Here is a 20,118-nt window from a genome sequence, read left to right as displayed (position 1 = left end):
TTCCTGTCATCCGGCCGCTCATACGCGGGACCTCCGCCTGGTGATCGCGAGCTGGAGCACGGACAGCAGCACAAGGGCGCCGCCGAAGATGACCGACATGGCCGCGGCACTGCCGTAACGCCAGTTGACGAACGCCTCGTTATAGATTGCGAGGGTCGGCACCATCGTGTGCTGGCCCGGTCCGCCGTTGGTCAGCACCTGCACGGTCCCGAAGATCTGGAGCGCGGCGAGCAGGGTGAGCAGACTCACGATCGAGGTGACCGGAGCCAGCTGCGGCCAGGTGACGTACCGGAACTTCGACCAGCGGTTCGCGCCGTCGAGTTCGGCGGCCTCGTACAGCTCTTTCGGCACGTCTTGCAGCCCCGCGAGGAAGAGCAGGAAGCCGAACCCCCAGTGAAACCAGACGAACACCGCCGCCACGACGGGCAACGCGACGGTCGGCTCGCCAAGCCAGTTCTGCTGCAGCGCGCTCAGCCCCACCAGGCCGAGCAGCCGATTGAGGATGCCGGAGCCAGGGGCCAGGATGAACGAGAACAGCAGACCGACGACGACCACCGACAACACGCCCGGCAAGTAGAAGACGGTGCGGAAGAACGTCTTGCCGCGAGCGATGCTGTTGACGGCCAACGCCATGACCAAGGCGATTCCGTTGCCGAAGACGAACCCGACGACACCGAAGAACAGGACGTTGCGCATGGACGCCCAGAAGATCGGGTCGGACGCGACGAAGTCGTAGTTGGCCAGCCCCACCCATGGGGTGTCGGAGCTGACGCCGTCCCAGGACTGGAAGCTCAACAGGATCGCCTGCGCGAACGGCGTGATCGTGAAGATCCCGATGAGCGCGATGGCCGGAACCAGGAACAACCAGCCGATCAGGTTGCGCCGGAGAACGCGCCTCCCGCGCGGCGCCCGAGATGGACGCCGCACGGGAACCGCGAGTTGCTGCGTCGTCATGACGTGCGATCCTGCGCCGCCTGGATGTTGGTGAGCACCTCGTCCACCGTCGCCTCGCCCAGCACCAGGCGCTGGGACTCCGCTCTGATCGCGGTGATCACGTCGGGCGTGAAGGTCGTCGACATGACTTGCATGCTCTTCACGCCGGCGGCGAAGCCCGCGAGCTGGTCGGGGATGTCCGCGCCGGCGAGGAGTTCCGGGTTGGTGGGGAGGATGCGAGCGGTCTTGGCGAACACCGCCTGCTGCTCGGGCTCCGTCAGCCACTTCACGAACGCGAGCGCCTTATCGGACTGCTTGCCCCTCGGGTTGATCACCGCACCCTTCCCGGGGATACCCGGCGAGCGCGGTTCGTGGACGCTTCCCGGAGCCTTGGGGACCCCGCTGGAGAAGTATTCCTCGAATTCCGGGTTCGTCCTGAGGCCGACCGCGATGCCGGGGGCGGCGTCGAAGATGGCACCCATCTTCTTGGTGAAGAAGGACGACTCCACGTTCGGGTGGTCGTCCTGGCCACCGGGGATGGAGTTGTCAGCGAGGACACCGGCCTTCTTCACATCGGCCAGGAACTGGAAGGCGTTGCGCCAGCCGTCCTGTTTCCAGCTCGCTTTCCCGTTGAGGGTCGCTTCGATCTCGGCGTCCGTCAGCCAGTTCGAGGCGAGGGCCTGGATGATGTTCGGCGTCTGCGAGGCCGCGATGGAGAATTTCGCCTTCTTCGCGGTGAGCGCGTCGATGAACTCGGCCGTCGTCGCGGGCGGCTTTTCCGCCGATATTCCGGTCAGCGCCGGGTTGATAAGGAAGCCGTACGTCTGCGTCTCCCAGTGCACCGAGTAGACGCCGGGCTTTACCCCGAGGTTATTACCTTGCTGGAACGTCGACATCTTGAGCACGGCGGGGCTGAAGTTCTTACTCCAACCGGCGTTCAACTGGGAGGAAAGATCCATCGCCCAGCCGGCCTTGTAGAACGGCGCCATCTGAGACGCGTCGAATGACGAATAGATGTCGGGCATGGATCTGGACTGCGCCTTCGCCTGAAGCTTGGGCAGATAGTCGACCGGCCCGGGCGTGTCAATGGTAATCTTGACGCCAGTCTTCTTGGTGTACTGCTGCGCGAGTTGGGTGAGCGCGGCCTCTTGCCCGCGCGACTGGTTCATAAAAGTCAGTCCGGCGTCCCCGGTGTTGGTGGATTCGCCGGATGACGAACAGCCTGCCAGAGCAAGCGTCCCGACGATCGCCAATGATCCTGCCGCGATGATGGTTCGGCGACGAGCGCCGCGTGCTGAGGGGTTTTTACCCACGGTCCTCACCTTTGGAAGCCTTGGATGGGAAGCGGCCACTCTTCTATGCCCCCGGCATTTTCAGGTGGACGCGGTACGATGCCATTGATGTGGTTCTTGATACTTGTCGCCGACCAGGTCGGTGTTGTCAGCCGGCCGACCATTCTCCTTTCGTGTCCATGAAAGGTGCTCAGGTGTGGACAGGACGTGGGGGGCGGGGATGCGCGCGCAGCCCTTCTGACGTGATCACCCAACCGTCGGGAAGCTCCGCCCCCTGGTTTACCGCTGTGACGATGTGCGCCATGGCGGCCAGCAGCCCTCCGTTCGTCGGCAGATAAATCGTGAGGAATCCCGGCATTTGCGGATTGTGTCCGTTGGGGAGGAACACGTTCTTGGGCGACGGGAGCAGGAGGGCGTCGATCGCCCGGCCGACGTCGCCGAGGCGGGCCGCGGTCATCGCCATGACGGGGTAGTCCCAGCCCCAGCTGGACTGCAGGTCCCAGTGCTCCCACACGGAATCGAGCGTTGCGGACATGGTGGCCGGGTCCACGAGGTGCGTGTCCGGCAGCCACCCCAACGCCATGAGCATGGACGGGTGGTCCTTGCGGATGAGCAGCGGGGGCGTCGCGATCGCGGCGTAGGTGCCGTCGGGCAGTACTGCGGGCCAGCTCATGTTCCGCGCCACCCGATCCCACTCCTCGCTCGGTTCGAGACCGAGGTGGGTTCTCCACTCGTTCGCCACGCTGAGCGCCCATGACCAGTACGCCAGCTCGAAGGTCGGATTGGCGTTCGTCGCCCGGTCGACGAGGTAGCTCTCCTGCGCGGGGATGAGCGGAGGCGGCAGCCAGAAAGATCCGTCGCGTTCCTCGGCGAAGTCGGCCATGAAGTCGGCGGTCGCCTCGACGAGCGGGTAGTGCTCACGCAGGAACGACTCCTCGCGTCCCTCGCCGCGCAGCGACTCCAGCAGGTGGATCACGTGCGGCTGCTGCCACAGGAGGAAGACGCCGATGTTGCTCGGCGACTCGCGCGCGGACGGATCGGTCTGCTTCGGCCAGCGGGCTCCGCGATACCCCTGCCGGCGGGCGGTCGCCTTCGCCGCCTCCAGGGCGCCGTGATACCAACGCATGCTGCGCTCGAGCAGCTGCCCTCGCCCCCACATCGGGAAATGCGCCGCGTGCCACCAGTGCATCTCGAGGTGGAACTTGCCCGACCAGGTGTTGTACGTCAGACCGGACTCCGCGGCGGGCGTGACGCCGGCGCTGTTGACGGCCATGAGGTACTGCGAGAGAACGACGCGGCGTTCGAGTTCCGGAGCGCGCGCGTCCGTGCTGCCGGCCAGGCTGACCGCGGCACCGGTGCTCCAGTGCTCCGCCCACCAGGTCTTCGCCGAGGCGCTGACGGCGGAGAAGTCGTCCTTGTCCGGCTGCCGGCCCTGATCCGGCGTCAGCGTCACCACGACCTCGAGAACGGTGGCGTCTGTGCGCGCGGTGACGGAGTCGGCTCCCTCACGCAGGCTGCCGGTGGTGCGGACGCCTACGCCGTAGGTCAGCGCCTGCACTGCGCGCCGTGCGTTCCAGTGGCGCTCGGTCCGCTGGTCCCAGGCCGTCTCGTGCGCGAGCGGGAGTTCGAAGGCGGCCAGCTCGTCCGGCTGTTCGTCGAACACCCAGGCGACGCCCCACCCTCGGAGCAGAAGGTCGGACTCGACCCGCACGGCGAAGCAGTGATCCCGTGGATCGGCGACGGTGGTGACGCGAACGCGCTCACCGTCGAGGACGTACGCGGCCTGGATCGTTCCCGTCCACAGGTCGAGCTCGGTGCGGACGTCGGTCAGCGCGGCCGGGTCGTCGAGCCCCGTCCCGTCGGGGCGGACCAGAGCGAGGCGGCCGAGGTGAGCGCGGCGGGGGTTGAAGTGGTACCACGCGCCCGTGACGAACTCCTCGGCGATGGGGTCGCCGGCCCGTCGCAGACCCATGCGGTCGAAGTAGGGCACCGGGCCGCGGGACGTCTCGTACAGGGTGGTCGCGTCCTCGAGCCGGAGCTCCCGGTCGGTGCGTGTCTCGTACCAGCCCCAGGTCGACTGGGTGCGCAGAGGGATCTGGAAGTCGTCGGCGTCGAATGCGCGCGGGCGCTGCTCAGGCAGACCGGACAGTCCGTCGCTGGCGACGCGGTGCGGGTCGGGCACCAGCTCGTGGAAGGACGGGAACGTCTGCAGTCCGGAGATGTCGACCGTGAGCGCGATATCACCGTTGCCGACCGTGAGGACGTCAGCCGGGTGCGCGGACGTCAGCACGGGGTTGTGCCGTCGCACGAGTTGGCGCCGGTCGATTGCTTCGGGCATCCTCGCCTCTCCTCTGAATTTTTCGTCTCGGCTGCAGTGGACACAGGGGTCGTCGTTCGACATGCGCGCGTGGGTCGAGTGGCATGTCCGGGCGCTGTCAGGCGCTGCGGCGCTCGGCTGAGGCCTGTCGGAGCGCGTTCGCCTTGGCGACACCGCCCAGCCACGCCAGGCTCGGCTTGGGCCGGCGCTCGAACGTCTCCCGGTCAACGGCGACGAGGCCGAACGTCGGGTCCCAGTGCCCCCACTCGTAGTTGTCGAGCAAGCTCCAGTGGATGTAGCCCCGCACATCCACGCCGTCGTCCATCGCCTCGGACAGCGCGGACAGCGCGCCGGTGGTGTAGGCGATGCGCCGGGAGTCGTCGTCTGTCGCGATGCCGTTCTCGGTGACGAGGATCGGGACGTCGGGCAGCACGTCGGCGGTGTGCCGGACGGCGATGCCGAGGGCGTCGGGGCGGTAGGCCGTCCGCACGAGGGTGTTGTCCGGATGCACGGGGTGGGGTTCGATACCGTCGAGCCCCACCCACTGCGCCGAGTAGGCCTGCACCCCGATGAAGTCGTCGCCGCGCGCCGCCTCGAGGTAGAGGTCCTCCCAGACGTATTCCAGCTGCTGGCGCACCTTCTCCGCACCGGGGCGGGTTTCGAACGCGCGGCTCGCGACCGACCATCCCACCCGGGGCGTCCGCGCGCTCGCGCAGCACGTCCCGAGCCGTGTGGTGCGCCTCGATGAGACGGCGCCCGATCTCCACCGGCGGAGCCGGCTTCACCGGCCGGGGCGTGTCCGCCTCCAGCGTGGGGCTCAGCCACTCCAGACCCGAATCGGGGTCGAGCGTCGCCTCCGCCTCGCACACCATGATCGCGAGCATGTTGGGCTCATTGATGGTGCAGACCCACTCGACGCCGTCGAGGATCGAGGTGGCCGTCTCGACGTAGGCGCGGAAGCGGTCCACGGCCCGTTCTCCGCGCCAGCCGCCCTCCTCGGCGAACCACCTCGGCGAGGTGAAGTGGTGGATCGTCACGAACGGAGTGACCCCCGCGGCGAAACATTCGTCGATCATGCGCCGGTAGTGCGCGAGCGCCGCGCGGGACACCCTCCCGGGGGACGGCTCGATGCGCGCCCACTCGATGCCGAAGCGGTAGGTGCTCAAGCCCGAATCCGCGACGAGCCGGATGTCCTCGGTGTATCGGTGGTAGCTGTCGAGGGCATCGCCGCTGCGATCCGCTCCTGGCATGCGCTCCTCCTGCGCCCAGAAGTCGCTGTTGACGTTGTTGCCCTCGACCTGGTGCGGTGCGCTCGCCGCGCCCCAGAGGAAGCCGTTGGGGAAGGTGTGCATGCGTCTCTCGATCACGTGTCGGTGCGGACGGGGGTCGTCGGCAGGGGCCGGGGCGGGCCCCGAGTGCGAGTTAACGTAGCCGTTACGCCGCGCGAAGGTCAAGGAAAAATGTGGACCGGTCTACAACGTCACTACTAGCCAAACGGGCTCACTTTCGATCTTCCGCTATCTTGCATAGACCGGTCTACGTACGCGACGATCTCGGCACCGTAGAATCGGCAAGGCTCGTTCGAGAAGGGATGCCCATGGTCGCGCCTGAGCGACGACGAAGATTGACCATTTCTGACGTGGCGAAACACGCCGGAGTCTCCAAGGCGGCCGTCTCCAAGGTGATCCGCAACGACTACGGCGTCAGCGAGGCCATGCGCGACCGCGTCCAGCGGGCCATCGACGAGCTCGGCTATCGCCCTCAGGCGGCCGCGCGAGCGCTGCGCGGACGGTCGTTCACCATCGGCGTGCTCATGCGGCACATCGGGATCCCGTTTTATGCCGAGATCATGACCGGCCTGGTGGATCAGCTCGCCGAGTCCGACTATCAGGCGATCATGATCCAGGGAGGTACTCGCGACAAGACCGAGAAACGTGCCCTGGACGCTCTGATAGACCGGCAGGTGGACGGCATCCTCACGATCGCTCCCATGGTCGGCCGCACCCAGCTTGAGCAGGTGGCCCGCGAGATTCCTACCGTGGTGCTGGGCCGGCACAACAGGTCGCCGGCGTACGACTCGATCGTCGACGACGACCGGATCGGCTCCGAGCTCGTCATGGACCACCTGATCGCGCTCGGCCACCGTCGCATCGGGCACATCACCTTCCACCAGGAGCACGGACGGACGGCCGACCAGATGCCACGCATCAGAGCCGAGACCTACGAGCGGGTGATGCGTGACCACGGGTTCGCCGACGAGATCGCCGTCGCCGCGACTTCGTACTCGGAGGAAGGCGGTTACGACGGTGCCCGTGAGTTGCTGAGCCGCGCTCCGCGCCCCACCGCGATCTTCGCCGGTTCCGACGAGGCGGCTCTCGGCGTGCTGGCCGCGCTGCACGAGGCCGGGCTGTCCGTCCCGGGTGACATCTCCGTGGCCGGCTACGACAACACCCGGCTGGCCGCCCATCCCAACATCGCGTTGACCACCGTCAACCAGGACGGAGACGTCATGGGCCGGATGGCCGGGCGGCTGCTGCTCGAGCGCATCGAAGGCCGCACGTCGGCGGTGCACTTCTCGGTCATTCCGAGCCTGGTCGTCCGGCGCTCCACCGCGGCTCCCCGCCCATGTCCTGCCGATACCGGGACACAAATGCCGTCGGAGTGAGGGCACGCCAGGGCGCCGTACGAGGTTATTGACGCTGCCCGCGGAATCAACCAACCTTCGGCCGCGAGCACGCCCAGTCCACGTGATCTGATCTTCCGGATATTCTCACCTTGAGCAGTTACGTGATCCGCGCATCGTTCAACGACGATTGGCAGTTCCGTCCGAAGGTCAATCCTTTTGCCGAACTGGCCGGCACCGCGGTCCCGTTCGAGCCGGTGACGGTGCCACACGACGCGATGATCACCCGCGACCGCGAGGCCACCATGGACGGCGCCGGGAGCGCTTATTTTCCCGGTGGGGCGTACGAGTACCGCAAGACGTTCTTCGCACCCGAGGAGCATCGGGGTAAGCGGATCGTGCTGGAGTTCGAGGGCGTCTACCGGGACGCGACCGTGTTCGTCAATGGAAACTACGCCGGGCAGCGTCCGTACGGGTATTCGCAGTTCTTCATCGACGTTGACCGGTTCCTACGGTTCGGCGCGAACAACGAGGTCCGGGTGGAGTGCCGCACCCATCAGGACTCGCGCTGGTACTCCGGCGCGGGTATCTACCGCGACACCTGGCTGCTCGTCGGCGAGGTGGTCCGCATCAGCCCGGACGGCGTCCACCGCCCCAGACTGCGACCCGGTCGAAGTGCTGGTCACGGTCGAAAAGCCGGACCGGTGACCACGAGATCGACGCCGCCACGACCTCAAGGACGATCGCGGCGTGCTGTCTCTGGACAAGGCGAGGGCTACGGCTCGTCATACTCATTCGTCCGCCTCCACCGTTGCGGAGGCGGACGAAAAGTTCCTATGACGTCTTTCGGGCTTCACCGAGGACGAGCCGGCCGATCAGGGTCAGAGCGCGTTCCACAGGTCGCAGTTGTGCTCGGTGGCCATCTCGGTGACCGGGATGGTCCCCGGCATGACTCACTGCGCGGGCGGCCCGGGCCCGAACGTCTTCGACACGCTGACCCCGATCGTGCGCTTGGTCGAGCGGGGGGGCGGCACCGGCTGAGATCGTCGCGACGAAGTACGTGCACGACAACCCGGCTGACGGCGTCGCCCTGACCCGCCTTCTCCAACCCTTCACGTGTCAGCGAGGTCACACCGCTCAGGCGTTGGGATCGAACGGGATGCCGGCCGGCTTGGCCTTCGTCAGCTCCCCGTTGAACGAGGCGTCCTTGAGCCCGAAGCTGGCCGAGCCGAAATCGTGCGCCACCAGGAGGTCGCGGAAGCCGGGCGGGTAGTTGTCCCAGCCGACCAGCGGCGGGAACTGCCACGTGCCCTTGTGGTTCTCCGGCTGCTCGGTGGAGCTCGCGAAGCGGAACGCGTGGGTGGAAAGCCCGTCCTTGTGGTAAATGATCTTCGGGTGCGTCCCGGTGTCATCCCAGGGGAGCTGCGCGCGCGGGCGGATATCGTAGCTGCCGTGCGCGGACGCCGCCACGTACTGCGCTGTGTCGCCCTGGACCCAGACCACGACGTGCTCCCAGTCGTGCCGGTGCCCGCAGCATCCGGGCAGCGCCTGGTCCTTTTCGAAGTAGAGCCCGTACATGTACGCGCACCAGCCGTTATTGCACTTGGCGCGCGAATAGGAGTTGGTGTTGTCGAGGTCGGACAGGTCATGGCATTGCCCGTTGACCGCGCCGCCCAGTGCCAGGCCCGGAGCGATGGTGCCGTCGCGTCCGATGGCGGGTGTGGGATAGCAGCCGTCTCCGTCATAGTCGAACGCCGGCTGGTAGGTGCGGTCGCTCGACGGCGCGGCCCCATCGAGGGCGGTCGGCGGGGCGGCGTAGGCGATGCCCGGGATGGCTAAGACGATCGCGGCGGCGCCCACCAGCACGCGCATGGCGAACGATAATCGCCTTGACCGCCCGATCGCCGCGTGCCGAGCACTCTGGAGATCTTTCGCATCGATCATGCCTCTATCAGACGACGGCGGACCCGTGACGTCCATGCCTGCCGGGAGAAATCAGGGACTTGAGCCAGTATTCGCCCCTCGTCGCCGGTTCACCGGCGAGCATTACCGACCACACCATAACCCGGCAAAGCAATCATCTCCCGAAAAGCTTTCACGGCTTATGTTCGTCAATTCCATCCGTATGGGCAACGGTTTTCCGGGCACAATGGAGAAGTGTTCGGACGCATTCGCAGCAGGGCAAGACTCCAGCGATCTTCGCGGAGCGCGCAGGCCCCCGAGAAAGGCGAAGAGAAAACCGTCGCTCAGGTCATGGCCATCCTGACGGATCTGCGCGCGGAGATAGGGCGGGCCGATCAGAAGGCAGCCGTCATGCTCGCCACGGCCGGAGTGGGCGTGGGGGCGTTAGGAGGCGCCTTGCTGGCCGGCAGTTGGAGTCCCGGAAAACTGCCCGCCGCCGTGGCGTGGTTGTGGTGGCTCGGCATCGTGCTGTGCTCGATGGGGATCATCGGACTGGCCGCCGCGATCTATCCGCGCTCCGTCCATGCCGCGGACCGGCTGCGGCGGCGCCGATCGCAGTTCGTCGGCCAGTTCAGCGAGACGCTGATCACCAACCTGCACGAGCCCGATGCCACGGGAGCGCCGCGCGCCCAGAAGGCTTTCCTGCTCGAGGAGATTCGCCGGCTCAGCGCGATCGCCGATGCGAAGTATCGCGGCATCCGGCGCAGCATGCTGCTCCTTCTGGGAGCGATCGTGTGCTGCCTGGTGGTCCCCGTCCTGGCCCAGCTCATCCCGTAGCCGGCTGGACCAGGAGGCGCCGATCGCCGGTCAGGGCTCTACGATTCGATCCACCGCACCGTCGTCGGGCGCGTGGCTGTGCTTCCAGATGTATTCGCGGAGCTGCCTGATCGTCGCGTCCGGGTCGGCGTACGAGATGGTCGCCTGCTGCCCGCCCGCCGACAGCGACGTGATGGTCCCGACTCCGCCGCCGGAGGACAGCGTCACGCTGAAGCCCTTGACGGTGATCATCTCGCCCTTGGTGGTGACCAGCCCGATCTTGGTGTGCTTGTCCTTGCGACTTGCGCTCTGAATGCGGTCGGTGAACGTGTCCAAGCTGTTGATCTTGCTCATGCTGAGGTCTTTCGCGGCATCCTGCACGATCTCGCCGGTGAACATGTCGAGCACGCAGGAATAGGAGACTATTTTCCAGTCGGTCAGGAAGAAGAGGTGAATCTGGTAGAAGGAATACCGATACCTTCGATCCCGGCCCTCACGCATGAGAATGAGATAGTTCCGGGGATCGGGAAGCCCGATGATGGGTGCGAGGGACTGCGCGGTGACCGCGTCCCGGTCCAGATGCACCTTCGAGTGCGCGTCCCGCATGATGGCGCTCGTCCGCTCCCGCAGCCAGCCGTCCACCTGCTGATCGGTGGCGCGGGGCAGCGTCGTGAAGTGCCGCCGGACCAGGGGGATCACACCCCAGATGAGGCCCGCGACGGTGCCCACGAAGCCGAGGAACGAGGTGAAACCGCTGCCGCCGATCATGAGGATGAGCGACAGCGCCGCCGCCGCGCTGATGACGGTCCAGCGCGTGTACTCGGCGCGGGTCGGCGCGAGGAAGTAGTTGCGGATGAGCTGGTGGTTCTGGAACGTGATGGTCATGAGGGTTCCTCTCGGTTGGCCTACTGCTTTATGAAGCGAGAAGTGTCCATGTCGGGCACTCCGGGGCGGGCACGTGATACCGGATCTCCGCCGCCGCCTGCGGTGAGATGTCAGCGACCCGGCTGTGAAGCTGCATGACGGCGGGGTGGGCTGGATTGGATCGGTCCAAATAACGCCGATCCTCTTTGATCAGCGCCCACAACGCGGCCACCCGAGGGTCCTGGTCATGCCGCCAGGCGCCATTGAGCAGCTCTTCCATCTGGGCCACTGTCTGCTTGCCGTGCTTCTTGGGGCGTATTCGCTGCAGGGCGGCGAGGACTCGGTAATAGGCGAGCTCGGATGAGTACGGGTCCTTGCGGGCGGCGGCTTTGAAACACCGCAGCGCCTGGCCGTACTGCATGGCGTCGAGCGCTTCCCTGCCGCAGCGGCCCTCGCCGTCGCACGCATGGGCTCCGGGGCCGTAATGGACATCGGTCGTGACCGTGTTATTGCTCGAGTTCGTGAAGACGAAGTTCTTGTCGCCCTGAATCGAGGGAGGCACGGTCGGGTCTGGAGTTGTGGAATCCGTCATCGCACGGCCTTCCGCGGTGGGTGACAAATAGAGCCAGGCTTCGGAGGTGAAACCCTTGTCGGGCAGGTCGACCGTGATCCGGCGGAAGTCGTTCGCCCGCAGTTCGTAGAGGTCTCGCCGCAGAACGACGTCCTCGTAAATGCCGGGTGACATGACGACGGCCAGGAACGCCTCAGGCGCGGCCCGCAGGGCGGCCTTCACGGCAGGCGCGTCGCAGAGGCGGCAGACGGCCACGACCGCGTCTCCCGCGTAACCGCAGCCCGCGTCCTCGGTGAGTCCTTGGTGGAAGGCGACGCGAACCCGCAGCCGGGCATCCTCGGACAGCCGCCGATTACGCGCGTGCAGCCCGGAGCCCAACTCGCGGATCAAGGTCGGAATCACCCGCGACTCGTCGACTCCCGGCGGCAGGAGGGCCAGCTCGCCATCACCTTGATGTTGAATGGTCCATTCTTTCCGGCCGAGGCCCCCACGGGCGTCCGCCTCCTCCAGAATCGCCCTGAGCTCGTCCTGCACCCACTTCTGATCGATTGCGTTGCGGGCGCTGTATCCGGCGAGGTCGACGGCCATGCACAACCTCCGGACGCCGCCGCTTTTCTCCTGCATTTCCCTCCTCTCCATGAGTGAGGCACACGGTAGTGAGCAGAGGCCGGCAGAACCTCGTCAAAAGATGAGATCCGGGCCGCGCCGCGATATGCGTTTCAGTCGAATCCGGCGAGGGCGGTCAGCCGCTCACGATCTATGACCAGCACCTTGCGATATCGGGTCGCGATCGATCCGGATCGCCGCAAGGCGGCCAGCGCTCGATGGGTCGCCGGTTCGGAGGCGCCGATGATGCCGGCGAGTTCGCGCTGGGTCAGCGCGACGGTGATCTCGTGCCCGTCAGCCGTCGCGCGGCCGTACGAGGTGAGCAGTTCGAGCAGGATGCGGGCGAGGCGGCCCTGCACATGGTGGCCGCCGAAGTCGACCCGCCTGCGCGTGGCCCAGCGAAGCTTCGTCGCCACCACGCTCCCGAAAGTGAGCGCGGTCATCGGATGGCCCATCAGGAAGTGCCGGAACTCCGGCGCCCCGATGCGATTGGCGGAGATGACGCCTGCCGCGGTCGCGGTCGCGATGCGTGGCGTCGAGTCGATGGCCGCGAGTTCGCCGACGAGATCTCCTCCGGCGCGGATCGCCAGCAACGCGGGACGGCCGCTTTCGGCGGTGGCCGTTATCTTCGCCAGCCCCCGCAGGAGGAGGAGCACATCAGTGGTGCGGTCGCCTTCGACGACCAATGCCGCCCCCGGACGGTAATGGCAGAGCGTCCCGAGACTTAAGAGCGCCTGACGATCGCTTGGCGCCAGTCCAGCTAGAAAACTTCCATTTGGCCACTCTTTGCGCTGATAGCGAGCCATGGAGGCATTCGTCCGATTTCTCCCCGAACCAGGCTAAGTCATCGCGCTTGGACTGGGTGGCCGCGCAATTTCTTAGAGGATAGACGGACAGACTAATCACATATAAATGATCCCTTCCAGGCTGACAAGTGTGGCACCCAAAGCCGTCTTGCGCGAATGCCCGCGAAGGTGTATATGCTTTGTCATCTGCAAAACACGAAAACGTGATTTAGTACGATATATCATGCCCTCGCGCTGCATTTCCGCGTTCAGGGGTGACGATTCCCGTCAGAGGCGGTAGACCCGGGTGGCCGTCGCGGCGAACACGTCCCGGATCTCCTCGGCGGATCTGCCGGAGAACACATCCTGCCAGGTGGAGAGCAGGGTGGGCAGGTCGGTCCAAAGCTTCTCGATCGGGAAGTTGCTCCCCCACATACAGCGGCGGGAGCCGAACAGCTCCAGGCAGGTGGCCGCCACCCTCTCGATCAGCGGCCGGTCCACACGGTGCACGAAGGTGCCCTGGCCGGTGAGCTTCACCACGACGTTGGGCCGCCCGGCCAGAAGCCTCATGCCGCGGGTCCACTCCGCGACGGCCGGCGGCTCCGCGCCCACCGGCATCCCGGCGTGCACCAGCACGAACGTCACACCGGGGAAGTCGTCCACGAGGGCCGCGGCGTCGGCCATCTGGGCGGGGAACACCTGGAGCTCGAACAACCAGCCCAGGTCGGCGAGCGCGGCGATGTTACGCCGGAAGACGGGGTCCTTCATGCGGTCGGGAGCGGAGGCGAAGCGGAACTCCGGCCGTTCGTGCCAGTGCAGTTGCAGCCGGGTGCCGCGGACGAGCGGCGTGGTGGCGGCCTGCCAGCGCATGACGTCGGCCGCGCCCTCGTCGAACAGGTCGGCGGAGCCCACCACAGCGGTGGGCCAGCCGGTCTCGGCGTGTACGTCGCGCAGCCACCGCACCTCGTCCACGGACCGGTCGAGCGGCCAGTTGGCCTGGACGTAGACCGCCGAGGTGATACCGCAGGCGGTGGCCTCCCCGGCGTATTCGGCCGCGGGGTAGTCGCGGCGGATCGGCTCGTACGGGCCGAAGATGCGCGGGACCATCTCCCCTTGGAGCCAGGGCAGGTCGGCGGCGCGCCAGATGTGGTGGTGCGCGTCGACGATTCCAGCAGGGATTTCGGCTGGGTCGGGGGCGAAAGAGGAGGTCATCGGGTCGATCCCATGGGTCGCGGGGTGGACCAGCGCCTCGCCGCGGTGTGGCGGGGGCCGGACAGGACGGCGGGCAGGCGGCGTACCTCCGCCAGCGCGGTGGGCAGGTCGCGTACGCCCCCGAGGTGATCCAGGCTCGGAAGTTGCGCGGCCATGGCGCGCGTGACCGGGCGGTAGGTGGGCGAGCAGGCCAGCGGAGACCACCAGACGAGCCGGTGGCCGAGCCGCGACAGGCGGGCCGTGGCGCGCACCATGGGGGCGCAGTCACCGCGTTCGAGCCCGTCGGACAGCACGATCACGAGCGCGCCGCGGGCGAGCGCCGCGAACCGCGGGTTGCCCAGGAAGCGCTCCAGCACGGCGCCGATCGCCGTGCCACCGTCGGCGTCCGTGACCAGCCCCGACACGGCTCGCAGCGCCCGGTCGGCGTGCGGGCGCGACAGCGCGGCGGTGATCCGGGTGAGCCGGGTGCCGAAGCAGAACACCTCGGTACGGGCCGGCGCCGCGCGCAGCGCGGTGTGCGCCACGCGGAGCAGGTCCGGGGTGTGCTGCCGCAGCGAGCCGGAGACGTCGACCAGGATCAGCAGGCGGCGCGGGCGCGGTGGGCGGGCGAGGCGGCGCAGCTCGATGATCTCTCCGTCATGGCGGTGGGCGCACCGCAACGCGTGCCGTACGTCCAGCCGGTCCCCCGACCGGGCCGGGCGACGTCGCCGTGACGGCGTGGCGGGCAGGACGGCGGGCCAGGCGGCTTCGAGCGTGCGCATGAGCGCGCGCCGCCGTTCGCCGGTCCGGCCGAACTCGCGCGTGCCGTACGTGCTCAGGGTGCTGGCCTCGATACCGTCGCCCGGCCGCGCCTCATGGGGCGGCGGGTCGTCCTCGCCGGGTCCGCCGGGGGACGGCGCACCACCGTCGTCGCCTTCGGGCGGCGGGTCGGCGGGCCCGGGGCCGCCCTGCCGGAACCAACCATCGAAGACCCGGTCGAAGGCGGGCAGGTCGCCGACGTCCTGGAGCAAGGTGATCCGGGCGTACCAGTAGAGCGTGGTCAGGTCGGGCGGCGGCGACTCGGCGATCACCCGCAGCAGGTCCGCCCGCTTGGCCGGCGCGGCGGGCAGGCCCGCACCGCGCAGCGCGGTCAGGAACCCCCACAGGTGGTCCGCGGCGAGCACGACCGGGTCACGCACCACCGAACGGCTCCACCGAACAGCTCCACCGCGCTACAGGATCACGCATCGTCGAACAGCTCCCCCGCGTGCGCGAGGAGCAGCCGGGTGTCCTCCTCGTCCTTGATCAGCAGGCCGAGTGCCCGCCGCAGCGCCACCGGCCACGGGCTGCCGCCCTCGGCGAGCGCCATCGCACCGCGGGCCCACTCCACCGACTCGGCGATGCCGGGCCGCTTGAGCAGCGGCAACCGGCGTACGCGCTGCACCGCCCGGACGAGACCATCCGCCGCCCGTTCCTCCAGCCCGGGGATCGCCGCGCGCAGGATCGCCCGCTCCCGGTCCGGCTCGGGGAAGGCGATCCAGTGGTAGAGGCAGCGCCGCTTGAGCGCGTCGTGCAGCTCGCGCGTGCGGTTGGAGGTCAGCACCACGATCGGCGGCGTGCCCGCCCGCACCGTGCCCAGCTCCGGGATCGTGATCTGGAAGTCGCCCAGGAACTCCAGCAGGAACGCCTCGAACTCACTGTCGGCCCGGTCGATCTCGTCGATCAGCAGCACCGAGCCCCGCTCGGCCCGCACGGCACGCAGCAGCGGCCGGCGCAGCAGGAACTCCTCGCGGTACAGGTCGCCCACGTCCTCGCCACGGCTCTCGGCCACCCGGACCTGGAGGAGTTGCTTGGGGTAGTCCCACTCGTACAGCGCCTGGCCCGAGTCCAGCCCCTCGAAGCACTGCAGGCGGATCAGGTCCAGGCCGGTGACGCGCGAGAGCACCGCGGCCACCTCGGTCTTGCCGACGCCCGGCTCGCCCTCCAGCAGGAGCGGCCGGCCCAGCCGCAGCGCCAGGTGGACGGCCGTGCACAGCCCCTCGTCGGCGAAGTACCCCTCCCCCGCCAGCGCGGCGGCCAGCTCGCGCTCGTGCGAGAGCCAGGGGGCGGCGGGGGTCACAACTGCGCGTGCTCGGTGGTCAGCAGGTGGACGCGCTGGGAGGTGTGCGCGGCGGCGTCGGCCGCCGCAGCCTTGCCGTGCTCGGAGCCGAACGCGGCGGCGCGGGCGTCCTCGTCGTCGAAGTACAGCTCGTTCACCGAGTCGTAGGCTCCGCCGTCGCCGGTGGCGAGGCTGACGGTGTACTTGCGCAGGCCGGGCAGCCGCCTGGCGAACTCGGCATGGTCCTCCAGCACCCACTTCGCGAACTCCTCGTGCGACAGGCCCTCGGCGCGCTTGAGCAGTGAGACGACTTTCAGCATGGTTCCTCCGGTTTCAGGTGTCACGCAGGGCGTCCAGCCCGCGCAGGACGCGTTCGGGGGTGAACGGCATCGACTCCAGGCGCACGCCGCAGGCGTCGAAGATCGCGTTGGCGATGGCCGGGATCGGGGCGTTCGCCGTCATCTCCCCGATCCCCTTCGCGCCGTACGGCCCGTTTCCGGCCGGGCGCTCCAGGAACAGGCTGTGCTGGACGGGGATGTCGGCGGGGCCGGGCATCAGGTACCCGGCGAAGTCGTGCGGCCCGTGGTCGCGAGAGGGGTAGTACGGCTCGGTGGTCTCGAACAGCGCGTGCGACACGCCCATCCAGGCACCGCCCTCCACCTGCTGCGTCGCCATGGCCGGGTTGAGCGCCCGGCCGATCTCGTAGGCGTTGTACAGCTCCAGCACCTCGACCACCCCGGTCTCGTCGTCGACCTCGACGACGGCGGCGGTGCACGCGTGCGCCTGGCAGGAGTCGGGGTCCATCTCCCCCGTCTCGGGCACCGGTGCGCTCGGCTCCTTGAGGTAGATGCCGCGGCCGGAGATCGTCCGCCCGTGCTTGAAGTGCGCGGCCAGCGCCAGGTCGGTGATGTGGATGGCCTTCTCCTGCGCGCCCTTGAGCCTGATGAAGCCGGTCCCGTCGGTCTCCAGGTCGGCGGCGTCGACCTCCAGTTCCTCGGCGGCTACCTCCAGCATCACACCGCGCGCCTCGGCCGCGGCCATGATGACGGCGTTGCCGACGCGGTGGGTGCCGCGGCTGGCGAAGGTGCCCATGCAGTGCGGGCCGGTGTCGGTGTCGGCGGTGTCGACCAGCACGTTCTCGATCGGCAGGCCGAGCGTCTCCGCGGCGCACTGGGCGGCGATCGTCTTGATGCCCTGGCCGAGATCCACCGAGGACAGCGAGATCACGAACGTGCCCGTGGTCGTGGCGTGGATCAGCGCCTGCGAGGGGTCGCCGCCCAGGTTCATGCCGGTCGGGTAGTTCACCGACGCGTAGCCGCGCCCGCGCAGCTTCGCCATGGCTACAGCCCTTCCCGGGTCGTGGAGGACATGCGGCGGTACGCCTCGGGCAGCTCGTGCCCGGCCAGCTCCGCCGCCTTCTGGATCACTTCGACCAGGGCCGTGCCCTCGGCGACCTTACGGTGGGCCTTGAGGTCCCCGTCGCGGTAGGCGTTGAGCAGGCGCAGCCGCAGCGGGTCCAGGTCCAGCGCGCGGGCGATCCGGTCCATCTGCGACTCCAGCGCGAAGTCGGCGATGGTCACGCCGAACCCGCGCATGGCGCTGGACGGCGTGCGGTTGGTGAACACGCAGTGGCAGTCGGCCCACACGTTCGGGATCGCGTACGGGCCGGGCAGGTGCGCGGCGGCCTTGGTGGTGCCGTACGGGCTGTGGCGGGCGTAGGCGCCGGCGTCGACGTACAGCGTGGCCTTGCGGCCGATGATCCGGCCGTCGTCCATCACGGCGTCCTTGATGTAGATGCGCTCGGCCGCGCGCGGCGAGGAGACCTGCATCTCCTCGGCCCGGTCGTAGACGAACCTGACCGGGCGGTCGGCCGCCATCGCGGCCACGCAGGCGACCGGCTCGACCACCACGTCCACCTTGCCGCCGAAGCCGCCGCCGACCGTCCCGCCGACGATGCGCAGTTTGTTGAACGGCGTGTTCAGGATCAGCGCGGTGTTGTCCAGGGTGAAGAAGCACGCCTGGGTGTCGGAGTGGATGCGCAGCCGCCCGTCGGCCTGCGGAACGACGACGCAGCCGGTGGTCTCTGCGGGGGCCTGCTCGATGGGCGCGGACTGGTAACGCCACTCGAAGACATGGTCGGCCCGCGCGAACGCCTCCGCCACGTCGCCGAAGCGGATCCGCCGGCAGTGGTGACCCTCGTAGATGAAGTGGTTCTGCCCGTGGTACTCGTTGACCAGCGGCGCGCCCTCCTTCAGCGCCTCCTCGACGTCGAAGACCGGCGGCAGGTCCTCGTACGCGACCCTGATCCTGGCCGCGCCCTCCAGCGCGGCGGCCTCGGTCTCCGCGACCACGGCGCAGATGGGCTCGCCGAGGTAGCGCACCTTGTCCACGGCCAGGATGGGTTCGTCGTCCGGCCCGACGCCGATGAGCTTGAGCGGGGTGTAGAGGTTGTTCGGGATGTCGGCGTGGGTGAGGATCCGCAGGACGCCCGGCACGGCCAGGGCCTCGGTCAGGTCCACGTCCAGGATCCTGGCGTGGTGCCGGGCCGAGCGGTGCATCTTCAGGTGAGCGAGCCGCGGCGGGAGCACGTCCTCGAAGAACTCGGTACGCCCGGTGACGTGCCCGCGCGCGTCCGAGCGCTGCACGACCGAGCCGATGACGGTGAAGTCGCCGCCGTCCACGCCCCTGCCCGCTGCCGCGGCGGCCCGTTCGGCGGCGAAGGTGCTCGTGTCGATGGGGGCGAGCCGGTAGGTCATCGCGACACCGCCCCGCGGCGACGTCTGGCCGCCTCCAAGATGGCGATCACGATGGGCCGGTAACCGGTGCACCGGCAGACGTTGCCCGAGATCGCCTCGACGACGTCCGCCTCGCTCGGATCAGGGTCCCGGTCCAGCAGCGCCTCGGCGACCATGATCATGCCGGCCGTGCAGAAGCCGCACTGAGTGGCGAAGCAGTCGACGAAGGCGTTCTGCACCTCGTCCAGCTCACCGCCGGCGGCGACCCCCTCCAGAGTACGGACCGAGCGGCCCGCGACGGTCTCCACCGCGACCAGGCAGGCGACCTCGGGCCGGCCGTCGACCAGGACGGTGCAGGTGCCGCAGGCGCCCTGCGCGCAGCCGCGCTTGGCCGCGGTGAGCCCCAGCGACTCGCGCAGGCTGGCGAGCAGCGTGACCCCCGGCGCGGCGATGAACTCCCGGCGCTCGCCATTGACGACGAGCGAGACGATCTGTGACGGCACGGTCCACCTCTCAGCTGATGCGGCGCGGGCTGGCTGGCTCGTTCAGGGAAGACTCGTTCAGGGAAGAAGGGCGCGGCGCAGATGCACGGGCAGGACCCGGGCCCGGTACCACGCGCTGGCGTAGGCGTCGTCGAAGGGGTCGATGTCGCCGTGGGCCGCCTCGCCGGCCTCGGTGAGAACGTCGTGGGTCAGCGGACGGCCTCGCAGCAGGCGCTCGGCCGACACCGCGCGCACCGGACGCGGGGCGACTCCGCCGAGCGCGATCCTGGAGAAGGTGACCACGCCGTCGGCGGTGCGGGTGACGGCGGCGACGGTCACGATCGCCGCCGAGTTCAGGCGGCGGCGCATGGCCTTGTGGTAGTGCCAGACGCCCGGCCCGGGCAGCGCGGCCCGTACCGCCACGACGACCTCGCCCGAGCCGACCCCGGAGGCCAGCACATCGGCCACCGGCGCGTCACGCCGGCCGTCCGGCCCGGCGATCTCGCAGGTCGCGTCGAGGGCGAGCAGGCAGACGGCCAGGTCACCATACGGCTGGGCGACGAACAGGTTGCCGCCCACGGTGGCCTGGTTGCGGAGGGTCGGGGAGGCGATCGTCCGCAGGGCCGGGCGCAAGAAGGAGAGCCCGGGATGCTCACCGACGGCGGCGAGGGTGGCCGCCGCCCCGATCCTGGCCACCCCGTCGCGGACCTCGACGCCGCCCAGCCCGGCCCGGCGCAGGCTGACCAGCTCGGTCGCGGGCGCGGCCCCGCTGTTCACCAGCGGCATCACCACGGTGCCGCCGCCCATGATCCAGGCTCCCCGTGCCGAGTAGGTGACCGCGGCCTCGGCGGATTCCGGCACGTGTACGGCCTGGATCACCATGTGCGGCCCCTCTCATTAATT

20 protein-coding genes and 1 pseudogene are annotated in these 20,118 nt (G+C 68.6%); 4 read left to right on the top strand and 17 right to left on the bottom strand.

Going from position 1 to position 20,118, the window contains the following annotated elements; all coding sequences use genetic code 11:
• Positions 1 to 18: 18 nt before the first annotated feature.
• The 4 genes from KLK06_RS18560 to KLK06_RS18545 all read right to left on the bottom strand — a co-directional run bounded on the left by KLK06_RS18560 (position 19) and on the right by KLK06_RS18545 (position 5,179).
• Positions 19 to 954 (bottom strand): carbohydrate ABC transporter permease, encoded by a 936-nt coding sequence (locus tag KLK06_RS18560; protein ID WP_214636721.1) that lies wholly within the window; start codon positions 952 to 954, stop codon positions 19 to 21.
• Positions 951 to 2,246: an ABC transporter substrate-binding protein gene (locus KLK06_RS18555; protein ID WP_214636720.1), complete on the bottom strand. Its 1,296-nt coding sequence runs from the start codon at positions 2,244 to 2,246 to the stop codon at positions 951 to 953. Before KLK06_RS18555 ends, KLK06_RS18560 begins: the two co-directional genes overlap by 4 nt.
• A 169-nt stretch (positions 2,247 to 2,415) precedes the next feature.
• A complete protein-coding gene (locus tag KLK06_RS18550; RefSeq protein WP_214636719.1) occupies positions 2,416 to 4,563 on the bottom strand; it encodes a hypothetical protein in 2,148 nt (715 codons plus the stop codon).
• A 97-nt stretch (positions 4,564 to 4,660) separates the two neighbouring features.
• Positions 4,661 to 5,179, bottom strand: coding sequence for a family 1 glycosylhydrolase (locus tag KLK06_RS18545; RefSeq protein WP_308168319.1), 519 nt, complete (start codon positions 5,177 to 5,179; stop codon positions 4,661 to 4,663).
• A gap of 107 nt (positions 5,180 to 5,286) precedes the next feature.
• Here KLK06_RS18545 and KLK06_RS18540 point away from each other — a divergent pair, with 107 nt between their 5' ends.
• Positions 5,287 to 5,493: a hypothetical protein gene (locus KLK06_RS18540; RefSeq protein WP_214636717.1), complete on the top strand. Its 207-nt coding sequence runs from the start codon at positions 5,287 to 5,289 to the stop codon at positions 5,491 to 5,493.
• On the opposite strand, the pseudogene KLK06_RS18535 reads toward KLK06_RS18540, so the two are convergent.
• A pseudogene (locus tag KLK06_RS18535) lies at positions 5,472 to 5,894 on the bottom strand (family 1 glycosylhydrolase); the annotation flags it as partial. The gene KLK06_RS18540 and the pseudogene KLK06_RS18535 overlap by 22 nt on opposite strands.
• Before the next feature lie 287 nt (positions 5,895 to 6,181).
• Between KLK06_RS18535 and KLK06_RS18530 the strand changes: the two are divergent.
• Both KLK06_RS18530 and KLK06_RS18525 read left to right on the top strand, forming a co-directional pair.
• Positions 6,182 to 7,207: a LacI family DNA-binding transcriptional regulator gene (locus tag KLK06_RS18530; RefSeq protein WP_308168318.1), complete on the top strand. Its 1,026-nt coding sequence runs from the start codon at positions 6,182 to 6,184 to the stop codon at positions 7,205 to 7,207.
• 110 nt (positions 7,208 to 7,317) lie between these two features.
• Positions 7,318 to 8,259, top strand: a complete 942-nt coding sequence (locus KLK06_RS18525) for a sugar-binding domain-containing protein (protein ID WP_250905563.1) — start codon at positions 7,318 to 7,320, stop codon at positions 8,257 to 8,259.
• Between the two features lie 43 nt (positions 8,260 to 8,302).
• Here KLK06_RS18525 and KLK06_RS18520 read toward each other — a convergent pair whose 3' ends face one another.
• Positions 8,303 to 9,037, bottom strand: coding sequence for an NPP1 family protein (locus KLK06_RS18520; protein WP_214636715.1), 735 nt, complete (start codon positions 9,035 to 9,037; stop codon positions 8,303 to 8,305).
• Positions 9,038 to 9,418: 381 nt separating this feature from the next.
• Between KLK06_RS18520 and KLK06_RS18515 the strand changes: the two genes are divergently transcribed.
• Complete coding sequence (locus KLK06_RS18515; RefSeq protein ID WP_214636714.1) at positions 9,419 to 9,904, top strand: Pycsar system effector family protein; 486 nt, start codon at positions 9,419 to 9,421, stop codon at positions 9,902 to 9,904.
• Between the two features lie 30 nt (positions 9,905 to 9,934).
• Here KLK06_RS18515 and KLK06_RS18510 read toward each other — a convergent pair whose 3' ends face one another.
• The 11 genes from KLK06_RS18510 to KLK06_RS18460 form a co-directional block, all read right to left on the bottom strand.
• Complete coding sequence (locus tag KLK06_RS18510; RefSeq protein WP_214636713.1) at positions 9,935 to 10,768, bottom strand: hypothetical protein; 834 nt, start codon at positions 10,766 to 10,768, stop codon at positions 9,935 to 9,937.
• 28 nt (positions 10,769 to 10,796) lie between these two features.
• A complete protein-coding gene (locus KLK06_RS18505) occupies positions 10,797 to 11,906 on the bottom strand; it encodes a hypothetical protein (protein ID WP_214636712.1) in 1,110 nt (369 codons plus the stop codon).
• 131 nt (positions 11,907 to 12,037) lie between these two features.
• Entirely contained in the window at positions 12,038 to 12,730 is a 693-nt protein-coding gene (locus tag KLK06_RS18500; protein ID WP_214636711.1) for a Crp/Fnr family transcriptional regulator, read from the bottom strand.
• A 267-nt stretch (positions 12,731 to 12,997) separates the two neighbouring features.
• Positions 12,998 to 13,921, bottom strand: a complete 924-nt coding sequence (locus tag KLK06_RS18495; protein ID WP_214636710.1) for an amidohydrolase — start codon at positions 13,919 to 13,921, stop codon at positions 12,998 to 13,000.
• Positions 13,918 to 15,102: a VWA domain-containing protein gene (locus KLK06_RS62355; protein WP_214636709.1), complete on the bottom strand. Its 1,185-nt coding sequence runs from the start codon at positions 15,100 to 15,102 to the stop codon at positions 13,918 to 13,920. Before KLK06_RS62355 ends, KLK06_RS18495 begins: the two co-directional genes overlap by 4 nt.
• A gap of 38 nt (positions 15,103 to 15,140) precedes the next feature.
• A complete protein-coding gene (locus KLK06_RS18485) occupies positions 15,141 to 16,019 on the bottom strand; it encodes a MoxR family ATPase (RefSeq protein WP_214636708.1) in 879 nt (292 codons plus the stop codon).
• Positions 16,016 to 16,318 carry an EthD family reductase gene (locus KLK06_RS18480; protein WP_214636707.1) on the bottom strand — a complete coding sequence of 101 codons (303 nt, stop codon included), beginning with the start codon at positions 16,316 to 16,318 and terminating at the stop codon, positions 16,016 to 16,018. The genes KLK06_RS18485 and KLK06_RS18480 overlap by 4 nt, the downstream gene beginning before the upstream one ends.
• A 13-nt stretch (positions 16,319 to 16,331) precedes the next feature.
• Positions 16,332 to 17,336, bottom strand: coding sequence for a xanthine dehydrogenase family protein molybdopterin-binding subunit (locus KLK06_RS18475; protein WP_214636706.1), 1,005 nt, complete (start codon positions 17,334 to 17,336; stop codon positions 16,332 to 16,334).
• A 2-nt stretch (positions 17,337 to 17,338) separates the two neighbouring features.
• The gene (locus tag KLK06_RS18470; RefSeq protein ID WP_214636705.1) at positions 17,339 to 18,754 is read right to left on the bottom strand and encodes a xanthine dehydrogenase family protein molybdopterin-binding subunit; all 1,416 of its coding nucleotides are present in this window, start codon (positions 18,752 to 18,754) and stop codon (positions 17,339 to 17,341) included.
• Positions 18,751 to 19,236 (bottom strand): 2Fe-2S iron-sulfur cluster-binding protein, encoded by a 486-nt coding sequence (locus tag KLK06_RS18465; RefSeq protein ID WP_308168317.1) that lies wholly within the window; start codon positions 19,234 to 19,236, stop codon positions 18,751 to 18,753. Before KLK06_RS18465 ends, KLK06_RS18470 begins: the two co-directional genes overlap by 4 nt.
• A gap of 57 nt (positions 19,237 to 19,293) precedes the next feature.
• Positions 19,294 to 20,097: a xanthine dehydrogenase family protein subunit M gene (locus KLK06_RS18460; RefSeq protein ID WP_214636704.1), complete on the bottom strand. Its 804-nt coding sequence runs from the start codon at positions 20,095 to 20,097 to the stop codon at positions 19,294 to 19,296.
• Positions 20,098 to 20,118 lie beyond the last annotated feature (21 nt).

Source organism: Nonomuraea sp. NEAU-A123, from assembly GCF_018603905.1.
Classification (GTDB): domain Bacteria; phylum Actinomycetota; class Actinomycetes; order Streptosporangiales; family Streptosporangiaceae; genus Nonomuraea.
The sequence above is the reverse complement of the archived record's forward strand: the minus strand, read 5'-3'. Positions and strand labels throughout refer to the sequence as shown.

What these genes read in the sequence shown, in the direction of transcription:
- KLK06_RS18460 (WP_214636704.1), bottom strand. Translation starts at nt 20,097, where the DNA reads ATGGTGATCCAGGCCGTACACGTGCCGGAATCCGCCGAGGCCGCGGTC.
- KLK06_RS18495 (WP_214636710.1), bottom strand. Translation starts at nt 13,921, where the DNA reads ATGACCTCCTCTTTCGCCCCCGACCCAGCCGAAATCCCTGCTGGAATC.
- KLK06_RS18550 (WP_214636719.1), bottom strand. Translation starts at nt 4,563, where the DNA reads ATGCCCGAAGCAATCGACCGGCGCCAACTCGTGCGACGGCACAACCCC.
- KLK06_RS18560 (WP_214636721.1), bottom strand. Translation starts at nt 954, where the DNA reads ATGACGACGCAGCAACTCGCGGTTCCCGTGCGGCGTCCATCTCGGGCG.
- KLK06_RS18510 (WP_214636713.1), bottom strand. Translation starts at nt 10,768, where the DNA reads ATGACCATCACGTTCCAGAACCACCAGCTCATCCGCAACTACTTCCTC.
- KLK06_RS18500 (WP_214636711.1), bottom strand. Translation starts at nt 12,730, where the DNA reads ATGGCTCGCTATCAGCGCAAAGAGTGGCCAAATGGAAGTTTTCTAGCT.
- KLK06_RS18520 (WP_214636715.1), bottom strand. Translation starts at nt 9,037, where the DNA reads ATGCGCGTGCTGGTGGGCGCCGCCGCGATCGTCTTAGCCATCCCGGGC.
- KLK06_RS18505 (WP_214636712.1), bottom strand. Translation starts at nt 11,906, where the DNA reads ATGGCCGTCGACCTCGCCGGATACAGCGCCCGCAACGCAATCGATCAG.
- KLK06_RS18515 (WP_214636714.1), top strand. Translation starts at nt 9,419, where the DNA reads ATGGCCATCCTGACGGATCTGCGCGCGGAGATAGGGCGGGCCGATCAG.
- KLK06_RS18475 (WP_214636706.1), bottom strand. Translation starts at nt 17,336, where the DNA reads ATGGCGAAGCTGCGCGGGCGCGGCTACGCGTCGGTGAACTACCCGACC.
- KLK06_RS18480 (WP_214636707.1), bottom strand. Translation starts at nt 16,318, where the DNA reads ATGCTGAAAGTCGTCTCACTGCTCAAGCGCGCCGAGGGCCTGTCGCAC.
- KLK06_RS18470 (WP_214636705.1), bottom strand. Translation starts at nt 18,754, where the DNA reads ATGACCTACCGGCTCGCCCCCATCGACACGAGCACCTTCGCCGCCGAA.
- KLK06_RS18540 (WP_214636717.1), top strand. Translation starts at nt 5,287, where the DNA reads ATGAGACGGCGCCCGATCTCCACCGGCGGAGCCGGCTTCACCGGCCGG.